We start from the raw sequence: 11063 nt of genomic DNA, 5'->3' as shown, positions 1-11063 counted from the left end.
ACGGCCGCTCAGGAGAGGCCGCGCACGACCGGGAGCTCCAGCTCCCGGATCTTCTTGCGCAGCGTGTTGCGGTTCAGTCCGAGCATGGCCGCGGCCTTGATCTGGTTGCCGCGGGTGCTGGCGAGGGCCAGCCGTAGCAGGGGCCGCTCCACCTCGGCCAGGACGCGCTCGTAGAGGTCGCGGACCGGCATGCCGTCCCGGTGGGCGCTCATGAAGCCGGCGAGGTGCCGTTCCACCGCCTGCTCCAGGGTCTCCGGGGAGGCGGCAGCGGTGGCTGTGCCGGGGCCGGGCTCGGCCTCGGCCAGCTCGGCCGCCACGGCATCCTCGCCGATCAGTTCCTGGGGATAGAGCGCCGCGAGGCGGCGCATGAGGTTCTCGAGTTCCCGCGCATTCCCCGGCCAGGGATGGGCCTTCAGCCGGTCCACGGCCGCGCCGTCGAGGGTCTTGGCGGGCAGGCCGGACGCCTTGGCGCGGTCCAGGAAGTGGCGGGCCAGGAGGGGAATGTCCTCCGTACGCTCGCGCAGGGGGGGCAGGCGGATCGGGACGACGTTCAGGCGGTAAAAGAGATCCTCCCGGAACAGGCCCTGGCGGATGGCCTGCCGCAGGTCCCGGTGGGTGGCGGCGACGATGCGCACATTCGCCTTGATGGGCGTGCGGCCGCCGACCGTGGTGAACTCGCCCTCCTGCAGCACACGCAGGAGGCGGGTCTGCGCCTCCGGCGGCATGTCGCCGATCTCGTCCAAGAAGAGTGTGCCGCCGGCCGCCTGCTCGAAGCGGCCGACGCCGCGGGACAGGGCGCCGGTGAAGGCGCCGCGCTCGTGGCCGAAGAGCTCCGCCTCGATCAGGTCGCGGGGAATCGCGGCCATGTTGACGGCAACGAAGGAGCCGGAGCGGCGGCGGGAATAGTCGTGCAGGGCGCGGGCCACCAGCTCCTTCCCGGTCCCGCTCTCCCCGGTGATCATCACCGTCAGGTCGGTCGTCGTGAGCCGGGCGACGGTCCGGTAGATCTCCTGCATCGCCGGGGAGCGGCCGACGAGAGGGAGCTTCTCCTCATCCGTGCCCTCGGCGTCCTCAACCGGCGCGGCGGGCGCGGCTGCCAAGGCGCGTCCGACGAGCGAGAGGAGGTCTTTCAGGTCGAAGGGCTTGGGCAGGTAGTCGAACGCCCCGCGCTGGGCGGCCTTGAGGGCGGTGGCGAAGGTGGACTGGGCGCTCATCACCACCACCCGCAGCTCCGGGCGGACGCGGCGGATGCGGGGGACGAGATCGAGGCCGTTCTCGTCCGGCATGATGACGTCGGTGATGACAAGGTCACCCTCGCCATCCTCCACCCACCGCCAGAGCGTGGCGGCGGAGGATGTGGCGCGGACGTTGTAACCCGCCCGGCCGAGGGCCTGGGCGAGAACGGTGCGGATGGCGCGGTCGTCGTCGGCGACGAGGATGGTTCGCTGGGTCATGCGCCGCGGCCTAAGCAACCACCGTGCGACGGACGCGCGGCGCGGGCTGGACGGCCCGGCGGGGCGGCTGTGGCATGGACAGGCGAAACACGGTGCGCCCGGGACGGCTCTCGCACTCGATCAGCGCGCCATGGTCGGAAACGAGCTTCGCCACGAGGGCAAGGCCCAGGCCCTGGCCGCCGCGCTTGGTCGTGATGAACGGCTCGAACAGGCTCGCGCGCACGTCCTCGGCGATGCCCGGGCCGTTGTCGCGGACCGAGACCTCCAGAGGTAGGTGGACCCTCTCGCGAGAGCCGGGGATGGCGAGGCGGACCCCGTGGCGATAGGCCGTGGAGAGGATGATCTCCCCGTCCCGGGGATCCACGGCCTCTGCCGCGTTCTTCACAAGGTTCAGGAGGATCTGCACGAGCTGGTCGCGGTTTCCCCAGACCGGCGGGAGGGAGGGGTCGTACTCTTCCGAGATCTTCAGGTGCGCCGCGAAGCCGTTCCCGGCGATGCGACGGACATGATCCAGCACCTCGTGGATGTTCACCGCGTCCCGCTCCAGCGGGCGCTCGGAGAACATGTCCATCTTCTCCACCAGGTCCTTGATGCGATCTGCCTCGTCCTGGATCAGGATGCAGAGTTCCCGGTCTGCCTCGGAAACCGAGCCTTCGAGCAGTTGCGCGGCGCCGCGAATGCCGGAGAGCGGATTCTTCACCTCGTGGCCGAGCATGGCCGCCATCGCGGTCGCGCCGCGCGCGGCATCGCGGGAGTTCAATTGGCGGTCGAGCTTCTGGGCGGTCGAGCCATCCTGGAGGGTGAGCACCACGGCTCCCGGCAGCTCCGGCAAAGGGGCGCCATGGGCGGCCACGCCCTCCCGGTGCAGGCGCGGGCTCTGGAGGGTGAGGTCGTGGTCGGAGACGGGCGCGTCCACGGCGCGCACCTGCCGCACCAGTGCGAGAAGGCGGCAATCCTCCGGCAGCAGGTCGGTGAGCCGGAGCTGGGCGAGGGAGGAGGCCGAGAGGCCGAAGAAGAGCTCCGCGGCCGGATTGGCCATCCGGAAGCGCTCCTCCGCGTCCACCACGGCCACCGGGACCGGCAGGGCGGAGAGCACGATGGCGCTTTCGGGCAGCGTACCCCCCCTGCGGCCGAGCACGTCGAGGAGCTTCGCGGTCATTCCGGTCATGCCGCCATGGCCTCCTCGGCGTGGCCGGCCTCCCGGTAGGCGTCGCGCACGCCCTCCACGCCGGCCTCCAGGAGCGGGCGATAGAAGGAGTCGATCGCCGCCAGCGCGTCCTCGACCGTGTCCGCGGCATTGATCCGGACGCGGAACTCGGCGCTGCCCGGCAGGCCGCGCGAGTACCAGGCGACATGCTTGCGAGCGAGCCGCACGCCGGGGTGGCTCCCATGATGCGAGAGCATCGCGTGGTAGTGCTCCAGCAGCGTCGCGTGCTGCTCGGCCAGCGGCGGTGGGGCGGGCATCCGGCCGGTCGCGAGGTGTTCGGCGACGAGGCCCGGCAGCCAGGGGCGGCCATAGGCGCCGCGGCCGATCATCACGCCGTCCGCGTTCGATTGGCGCAGGGCCTCGGCTGCGTCCTCCGGACCGAGGATGTCGCCGTTGACGATGACGGGGATGGAGACGGCTGCCTTCACCTTCGCCACGAAGGCCCAGTCCGCGGTGCCGGTATAGAGCATCTGCCGGGTGCGGCCGTGCACCGTCACCATCCGGATGCCGCAGTCCTGCGCGATGCGGGCGAGGTTGGGCGCGTTCAGGCTGGAGTGGTCCCAGCCCATCCGCATCTTCAACGTCACCGGCACGGACACGGCGCGGACGGTGGCCTCGAGGATGCGGGCGGCGTGGACCTCGTCCCGCATCAGGGCGCTGCCGGCGGACTGGCCGATGGCAACCTTCTTCACAGGGCAGCCGAAGTTGATGTCCACCAGGGCTGCGCCGCGGTCGACGGCCAGCCGCGCGGCTTCCGCCATGACGGCGGGGTCGCAGCCGGCAAGCTGGACGCTGGCCGGGCCACCGAAGCCGTCGACCTCCGCCATCTTTAGGGTCTGGCGGTTCTCTCGGACCATGGCCTGGCTGGCGATCATCTCGCTGACCACCATGGGGGTGCCCTGGGACCGCGCGAGCCTTCGGAACGGAAGGTCCGTCACGCCGGACATCGGCGCGAGGATCACTGGGCGATCGATCGTGATGTCGCCGAGGCGGATCGGTTCGAAGCGCGGCTTGCCCGGAACATGGGCAACCTCCGCGCGCACATCTGTTGAGGGCATGGGCAAACGCCTATCAACCGGGCAGGGATCCGGTCAAGCTTGTTCACAGGTCTGTGCGTGCCCGGTCGGGCGAGGTAAGGGGGCCGCGCTTTGAGGAGAACGGCATGCGAGTGGTGGCGCTGCTGATGGCAGCAGGTCGGGGAGAGCGGCTCGGGGGTCCGGCCCCGAAGCAGTTCCTGCCGCTGCTTGGTCGGCCCGTCCTGCGCCGCGCGGCGGAAGCGCTGCTACGGGACGGCGGGGTAGATGCCATCCTCCCGATCTGTGCGGCTGAGCGGCGCGCGGACGTGGATTCGATCCTCTCGGGGCTGCCCGCCCTGCCGGCCGTGGTCGGCGGTGAGACGCGGCAGGACAGCGTCCGGGCGGGGCTGGAGCACCTGGCCGATGACCCACCCGACATCGTGCTAGTGCATGATGGTGCGCGGCCGGTCGTGCCACCGGGGACGGTGCAGGCCTTGCTGGAGGGGCTGCGCGAGGCGAAGGGCGTCATCCCTGCGCAGCCGGTGGCCGACACGCTGAAGGCGGTCGAGGGCGGGCTGATTCAGAGAACCGTGCCCCGTGCCGGGCTGGTGCGCGCGCAGACCCCGCAGGGGTTCCGGTTCGGTGAGTTGCTGGCCGCCCATCGGGCGGCGACGGAAGAGGCGACGGACGACGCCGCCCTGCTAGAGGCGGCCGGACAGGAGGTTCGGGTGGTGCCGGGATCGGAGAGCAACGTGAAGATCACCTGGCCGGGCGACCTGGAGCGGGCCGAGGGATTGCTGGCCGCCCGGATGGTGCCGCGCGTCGGCACCGGCTTCGACGTGCACCGGCTAGTGCCGGGGCGGCCGCTCTTCCTCTGCGGGGTCGAGGTCCCGCACGAGCTGGGGTTGGACGGGCATTCGGACGCGGATGTCGGGCTTCACGCCCTCTGCGACGCGATCTACGGCGCCCTCGCGGAGGGGGACATCGGCCGGCATTTTCCGCCGAGCGAGGCGGCCTGGAAGGACGCGGACAGCGCCGCCTTCCTGCGCCACGCCGCAGGGCGGATCGCGGCGCGGGGCGGCGTGCTGGCGAACGCCGACGTGACCCTGATCTGCGAGCGGCCGAAGATCACGCCGCACGCGCCGGCCATGATCGCGCGCGTGGCGTCGCTGCTCGGGGTGCCGGAGGGGCGCGTCTCGATCAAGGCCACGACGACGGAGCGGCTGGGCTTTCCCGGCCGCGGCGAGGGCATCGCGGCCCAGGCGGCGGTCAGCCTGCTCGTGCCGCTGTAGAGGCTGACACGGTCAGGCGCCGCGGCGGCCGGGCGCGGGCAGGTCCCGCGTAACGGTCTCGCACGCGTGGATGACCTCCGGGCGAAGCGGCCCGGGACGCGGGGAGTCGATCAGGGTGGTCAGCCAGTGCTGTGGCGGATTGCGCCCGGCGGCCCGGTCCCAGGCCAGGCCGCGCAGGACGGATTCCGCGGCAGGCGGCAGGCGGTCCGGCATCGCGCGGCCATCCAGCGTGCCCCAGACCGCGGCCCAGCAGCGGGCGACGGTCCAGGGATTATAGCCCCCACCGCCCGTGACGATCAGGCGAGGCGCTTCGGCCATGACCGCCCGGACCACCGCGAGATGAGCGTTGTTGGAGAGGGACAGGCGGGAGAGCGGGTCCTCCTCCACCGCGTCGGCGCCGCATTGGAGCATGATGGCCTGCGGGCGGAGGTGGCGCAGGATCGGCAGGATCGCGGCGCTGAGGACGTGGTCCATCTCCGTGTCGTTGAAGCCGGGTGGCACGGGGATGTTGCGCGCGTGGCCGCCTGCGCGGTCCTCCAGCCGGCCGGTGTGGGGCCAGCGGCCGTCCTCGTGGACGCTCAGGGTGAAGACGCGGGGGTCGTCCGAGAAGGCGAACTCGACGCCGTCACCGTGGTGGGCATCGATATCGAGGTAGAGGATGTTCGATAGGCCAGCGTCGAGCCAGGCCATCAGGCCGAGCACGGGGTCGTTGACGTAGCAGAAGCCGCTGGCGCGGTCCGGCATCGCGTGGTGCGTGCCGGCGCCGGGGACATGGACAATCCCGCCCCGCAGGGTGAGGCGGGCGGCCAGGATGGCGCCCCCGGCACCGGTGGCAGGCCGGCGGAACACCTCACGGTAAACGGGATTGCCGTGGGCGCCGAGGTGGTGGCGGGCGCGGGTGGCCTCGCCCACGCCGCCTTCGGCCTCGGCGCGCTGCAGGGCGGCGATGTAGTCCGGCGTGTGGAAGCGTGTGAGCTGCTCCGGCGTCGCCTGGGGCGCCTCGAGGTAGCGGGCGGGATCGAGCCATCCGAGCGCATGGATGAGATCGAGCGTGGGTGGGACACGCTGGATCTGCAGCGGGTGCTTCGGACCATACGTCGAGCCTCGATAGATCTCGGAGGCAATCAGAAGGGGGCGCATGTGAGATCGCGGCCCTTCGCCGGGGCCGGTCAGGGAGCCGGTTCCCGGGGCAGGCGCCCGCCTTCAGGAAAGGGCCGCGAGGATTGGTAGGCGATCTCAAGAAGGTCCGATGCGTGGGCATAGTGGATGCGGGTCGGGCCGCGCATCCAGATCATCGTGGCGAAGGCTGAGGAGGAGTCCGGCAGAGGAAGCGGCGCCCCGCGGACCCCTTCCAGTTCGAACGGCTCGCCGAAATCGGCGCGGAGCCGCTCGGCGGTGTCATCGATCCAGGTCGCCGCTGCCGGGCCGTCCCGTCGATAGCGGCGTAGGTAGACGGACCGAAGCCGCCCCTCGCGGAAGCAGAGCCAGGCGAATCCGGTCTGCCCGGCCACCTCCGTGCGGTCGAGGCGCAGTTCGCGTTGCTCGCCGGGGTCGCGGCAGGGCTGGGGCGGCGCCTCCGCGACGAGCGCCGGCATGGCGACGCGGGCCTCGGCGGGCGTCATGCCCCAGCGCGTGTCCGCCCAGCCCTCCACCACCCGATCGGATCCGCAGGCCGCAAGGGGGAGAACGAGAAGCGCGACGAACCAGCGGATCAGCGCAGCCGCTCCATGATGGAAACGTAGTTCGCCACCGCCGCGCCGCCCATGTTGAAGACGCCGCCGAGTGTGGCGCCAGGTACCTGCATGCCGCCCGCCTCCCCCGCGAGCTGCATGGCCGCGAGGACATGCATCGAGACACCCGTCGCGCCGATCGGGTGGCCCTTGGACTTCAGGCCGCCCGAGGGATTCACCGGCAAGCGTCCGCCCATCGCGACAGTGCCGTCCAGCACGGCGCCGGCCCCCTGCCCTTCCGCGGCCAGGCCCATGGCCTCGTAGTCGATCAGTTCGGCGATGGTGAAGCAGTCGTGGACCTCGGCGAAGGAGAGGTCGTTCACGCCGACGCCGGCCGCGGCGTAGGCACGGGTCCAGGCCTCGCGCGCCCCTTCGAAGCGGATGATGTCGCGGGCCGAGATTGGCATCAGGTCGCTCACTTGCACCGCGGCGCGGAAGCGGACCGCCTTTTTCATCGTGGCGGCGGTTTCCGCGTCGGTGAGGATCAGGGCGGCGGCGCCATCGGAGACGAGGGAGCAGTCGGTGCGCTTCAGGGGACCGGCCACGAAGGGGTTCCGCTCGCTCTCGGTGCGACAGAAGTCGTAGCCGAGGTCCTTCCGCATCTGGGCATAGGGGTTGTCGACGCCGTTGCGATGGTTCTTCGCGGCGATCGCGGCCAGGGCGTCGGACTTGTCGCCGTGGCGCTGGAAGTAGCTCTCCGCGATGCGGGCGAAGACGCCGGCGAAGCCCGCGGGGATGTCGCCCTCCTCCTTGCGGTAGGCGCAGCCGAGCAGCACGTCCCCGACCTGGGCGCCGGGGATTGCGGTCATCTTCTCCACGCCGAGTACGAGGGCGAAGCGGCCGCGGCGGGCGTCCAAAACATTCATCGCGCCGTGCAGCGCGGCGGATCCGGTCGCGCAGGCATTCTCGTAGCGGGTGGCCGGCTTGAAGCGCAGTTCCGGCACGGATTGCAGGACGAGGGAGGACGGGAAATCCTGCTTCTGGAAGCCGCCGTTGAAATGGCCGACATGGACGCTGTCCACGTCGGCGGGCGCGATGCCGGCGTCCTCGATGGCCGTGCGGGCGACGCGGGCGATCAGCGCCTCGGCGTCGGGTGAATCTTCCAGCTTGCCAAAGGGCGAGTGGGCCCAACCCACGATGCAGGCGTCGGTCATCGCTCCCCTCCCCGCTTGCTCGCGGGGAAGATAGGGCGGTCAGGCCGCGTAGACGAGGTTCACGTCGCTACCGAAGCGGTCATAGGGCACGCCATAGGCGTGGATCGAGATCGCCTCCCGGCAGCTGAGATTGGCCAGGCGATGGATGGCCAGCGGGTCGGCCGGGCTGTGTGAGGTGGCGCCGGGCCGGCGGAGCTGGCTGGCCGTGAGGTTCAGATCGGCCTCCCCCTCCGCGCCCGGGGCGTAGAAGGACTCCGTGAGGGTGCCGCGATGGATGCCCAGGGCACACCAGGTCTTGTGCCCGTGGACCGGGCTCATCTGCCCGGGGCGCCAGGCGATGGCGACCACGGCGTAGCCGAGCGCGGCGTCGGCGTGGAGGAGATGGCGGACGTAGCGGTCCGGGCTGCAGGGGCAGTCGCGGCCCTCTAGCAGCAGAGGATCGGCGACATAGGCCGCGATGACGTCGGCGACGGCCCGGTCGCGCTCCTCAGCGGGGCGGCGGGCGGCAGCGGCGATGCCGGAGAGCATCGCGTCCAGCGGTGAGAGGCGGGTGATGGCGTTCACGGGAGAGCCCCTTCTCAGATGGACATGGCCGCGTCGGGCGCGGTCAGGGCGGCGAGAACCATGGCGCGGCTGGCCGAGACCTGTTCCCGCATGATCGCGGCGGCTTCGGCCGCGCGACCGAGGGCCATGGCCTCGATCAGCGCGTGGTGCTCGTGAGAGATGTCGCCGCTTCGGTCCCGCCGGCGCAGGCCCAGGACGAGCATCCGGGTGCTCTCGTCGAGGAGGCGGTCCACCTGGCGGGCAAGCCGGCCATTGCCCGAGAGGTCCGCCACCGCCACGTGGAACGCCTTGTTGGCGGCGAGGAAGGTCAGGGTGCTCTCCTCGTCCTCCATCCGGTAGCTGCAGGCGCAGACCGCATCGAGCTTTCGCAGCGCCTCGGCATCCACGCGGCCGGCGGCACGGCGGGCCGCTTCGGGCTCGATCAGGAGGCGGAGGTCGAAGACCTCATGGATGTCCCGGATGGTGACCAGGGAGACCACCCATCCCCGGCGCGGAAGGGCCTGGACCAGCCCTTCCTCCGAAAGCCGGGCGAGGGCCGCGCGGACCGGCGCCTTGCCGAGGCCGAGGCGGGCCGAGGCGGCAGCCTCGCTTATCGTGTCTCCAGGGGCGAGGCGGCAGGCGAGGATGTCGTGCCGAAGCGCGGCGGCCGCGCGCTCGGTGAGGGAGGGCTGCGGCTCGACCTCGGTCAGGAACGACATGGCTCTGACATGCGCTGTGACATGTCAGCATGATGCCGGAACGGGGCGGCGGAGTGCAAGCGCCCCGTTCGTCGCGTCCGTCAGTCGACCGTGGCTCCGGAATCCCGTACGGCGCGGCCCCAGCGCTCGATGTCCTGGCGGTGGACATCGCGGAAGGCCTCGGGGGTCGTGGCCGTGGGGGGAACGATGCCCTGGTTGGCGACCAGCCACTCGCGGAAGCCCGGCTCCGAGATGATCCGGTTGATCTCGGTGGCCATGCGCTGCTGGATCGGGGCAGGCAGGTTTGGGGGGCCGAAGACGCCGTACCAGGTGCTGCTCTCGAAGCCCGGGAGGTTGCAAGCCTCGGCAACCGTCGGGACATCGGCCAGGGCCTGGACCCGCACGGAGGTGGTGACACCCAGCGCCCGGACGTCGCCGGACTGGATGAGCCCGATCGCCGGACCGACCTGGTTGAAGAAGATGTCCACGCTGCCGTTCAGGAGGGAGGTTACGGCCATGGGCTGGCCGCCGAAGGGCACGTGCAGCATCTCCGTCCCGGTCGCCCGGGAGAACAGCACGCCCGCGAGGTGCGTGGAGGCGCCGTTCCCTGTGCTGGCATAGGACAGCGCCCCGGGCCGGGCGCGGGCAGCGGCGACCACGTCCGGGCAGGTCCGCCACTCCGGGTGAAGCTTCGCGTTCACGAGCAGCACGTTCGGCACGTCGCCGAGATGCGCGATGTGCGTCACATCGCGGAGTGGGTCGAAGCCAAGGTTGCGGTAGAGCATCGCGTTGATGGCATGCGTGCCCGCGGTGCCGAGGAGGAACAGGTAGCCGTCCGGCCTTGCCCGCGCCACCATCGCCGAGGCGATGTTGCCGCCCGCGCCGACGCGGTTATCCACCACCACGGGCACACCGAGTGCCCGGGTGAGCGGTTCCGCGAGGCGGCGCTGGTAGATCTCGACGCCGGAGGAATTGGGGAAGCCGCCCAACAGGGTGATCGGGCGGTTGGGCCAGGGCGCCTCCTGCGCCATGGCGATGGCGGGCAGCAACAAGGACAGGAGAAGGAGCGCGCGGCGCATCGGGAGGACTCCGTCGGATCGGGCGGGGAGGCTAGCGGCGAAGCCCGGGCGCGAAAACGCCGGCGCTTGTCCGCATCAACCGCCGGTGCATCCTGCGTGCCGTTCGAGGCCAGGAGGCGACATGACCATCGCGCGCGGCGGCAAGGCGATCTACGGGGCGCCCCTCGGCATCCTGATGCTGGAGGCGCGTTTCCCACGAATTCCCGGTGACATGGGGAATGCCGGGACCTGGCCCTTCCCCGTCCTGTACCGGGTCGTGCGCGGGGCCAGTCCGGAGCGAGTCGTACTGCAGGGCGCGCGCGGGCTGCTGCCGGACTTCATCGCGGCGGCGCAGGACATGATCGCCCTGGGCGCCGAGGCGATCACCACGAACTGCGGCTTCCTCTCGCTGTTCCAGGCGGAGCTGGCCGAGGCACTCGGCGTGCCGGTCGCCACCAGCAGCCTCATGCAGGTGCCCTGGGTCCAGGCCACGCTGCCCCCGGGCAAGCGGGTGGGCTGCGTCACGGTATCCCGCTCCACGCTGACGCCCGCGCATCTGCGCGGTGCGGGCGTGCCGGAGGACCTGCCCGTGGAGGGCACGGAATCCGGGCGCGAGTTTTTCCGCGTGCTGATCAAGGCCGAGAAGGACGACATGGACGTCGCGCTCGCCGAGGCCGATATCCTGGAGGCGGGGCGCCGGCTCGTGGAGCGCCATCCGGAGGTGGGCGCCATCGTGCTGGAATGCACGAACATGCCGCCTTACGCGGCCGCGTTGCGGGAGGCGCTGGGGCTGCCGGTCTACGACGTCTACTCGATGGTGAGCTGGTTCCACGCGGGGCTGCGCCCCCAGCGCTTCGCCGTCCCCTGAAACGAGAAGACCCCGGCCGAGGCCGGGGTCTTCAGAAGGCCGA

At 71.3% G+C, this 11063-nt stretch carries 11 protein-coding genes; 2 read left to right on the top strand and 9 right to left on the bottom strand.

Annotated elements, in window-relative coordinates; all coding sequences use genetic code 11:
• Positions 1-8: 8 nt before the first annotated feature.
• From ntrC to dusB, 3 genes are read right to left on the bottom strand one after another with little or no spacing between them, the layout of a single operon-like run.
• Positions 9-1454 carry a nitrogen regulation protein NR(I) gene (gene ntrC / locus ACP6CK_RS03905; RefSeq protein ID WP_426957459.1) on the bottom strand — a complete coding sequence of 482 codons (1446 nt, stop codon included), beginning with the start codon at positions 1452-1454 and terminating at the stop codon, positions 9-11.
• A gap of 10 nt (positions 1455-1464) precedes the next feature.
• Positions 1465-2613 (bottom strand): two-component system sensor histidine kinase NtrB, encoded by a 1149-nt coding sequence (locus ACP6CK_RS03900; protein ID WP_426959858.1) that lies wholly within the window; start codon positions 2611-2613, stop codon positions 1465-1467.
• Positions 2614-2618: 5 nt separating this feature from the next.
• Complete coding sequence (gene dusB, locus ACP6CK_RS03895) at positions 2619-3719, bottom strand: tRNA dihydrouridine synthase DusB (protein WP_426957458.1); 1101 nt, start codon at positions 3717-3719, stop codon at positions 2619-2621.
• A 104-nt stretch (positions 3720-3823) separates the two neighbouring features.
• Between dusB and ACP6CK_RS03890 the strand changes: the two genes are divergently transcribed.
• Positions 3824-4969 carry a bifunctional 2-C-methyl-D-erythritol 4-phosphate cytidylyltransferase/2-C-methyl-D-erythritol 2,4-cyclodiphosphate synthase gene (locus tag ACP6CK_RS03890; protein ID WP_426957457.1) on the top strand — a complete coding sequence of 382 codons (1146 nt, stop codon included), beginning with the start codon at positions 3824-3826 and terminating at the stop codon, positions 4967-4969.
• Between the two features lie 12 nt (positions 4970-4981).
• On the opposite strand, the gene ACP6CK_RS03885 is transcribed toward ACP6CK_RS03890, so the two are convergent.
• The 6 genes from ACP6CK_RS03885 to ACP6CK_RS03860 form a co-directional block, all read right to left on the bottom strand.
• The gene (locus tag ACP6CK_RS03885; RefSeq protein ID WP_426957456.1) at positions 4982-6109 is read right to left on the bottom strand and encodes an acetoin utilization protein AcuC; all 1128 of its coding nucleotides are present in this window, start codon (positions 6107-6109) and stop codon (positions 4982-4984) included.
• A 29-nt stretch (positions 6110-6138) separates the two neighbouring features.
• Positions 6139-6624, bottom strand: a complete 486-nt coding sequence (locus ACP6CK_RS03880; protein ID WP_426957454.1) for a hypothetical protein — start codon at positions 6622-6624, stop codon at positions 6139-6141.
• A 56-nt stretch (positions 6625-6680) separates the two neighbouring features.
• Entirely contained in the window at positions 6681-7853 is a 1173-nt protein-coding gene (locus ACP6CK_RS03875; protein ID WP_426957453.1) for an acetyl-CoA acetyltransferase, read from the bottom strand.
• A 39-nt stretch (positions 7854-7892) separates the two neighbouring features.
• The gene (locus ACP6CK_RS03870) at positions 7893-8417 is read right to left on the bottom strand and encodes a cysteine dioxygenase (RefSeq protein WP_426957452.1); all 525 of its coding nucleotides are present in this window, start codon (positions 8415-8417) and stop codon (positions 7893-7895) included.
• Positions 8418-8431: 14 nt separating this feature from the next.
• Positions 8432-9115, bottom strand: a complete 684-nt coding sequence (locus tag ACP6CK_RS03865) for a GntR family transcriptional regulator (protein ID WP_426957451.1) — start codon at positions 9113-9115, stop codon at positions 8432-8434.
• Between the two features lie 80 nt (positions 9116-9195).
• The gene (locus ACP6CK_RS03860) at positions 9196-10173 is read right to left on the bottom strand and encodes a Bug family tripartite tricarboxylate transporter substrate binding protein (RefSeq protein ID WP_426957450.1); all 978 of its coding nucleotides are present in this window, start codon (positions 10171-10173) and stop codon (positions 9196-9198) included.
• Positions 10174-10294: 121 nt separating this feature from the next.
• Here ACP6CK_RS03860 and ACP6CK_RS03855 point away from each other — a divergent pair, with 121 nt between their 5' ends.
• Positions 10295-11020 (top strand): aspartate/glutamate racemase family protein, encoded by a 726-nt coding sequence (locus ACP6CK_RS03855; RefSeq protein ID WP_426957449.1) that lies wholly within the window; start codon positions 10295-10297, stop codon positions 11018-11020.
• Positions 11021-11063 lie beyond the last annotated feature (43 nt).

This window comes from Muricoccus radiodurans (assembly GCF_050154705.1).
Taxonomy (GTDB): domain Bacteria; phylum Pseudomonadota; class Alphaproteobacteria; order Acetobacterales; family Acetobacteraceae; genus Roseomonas; species Roseomonas radiodurans.
This window is presented reverse-complemented; position numbering and strand designations above follow the sequence as displayed.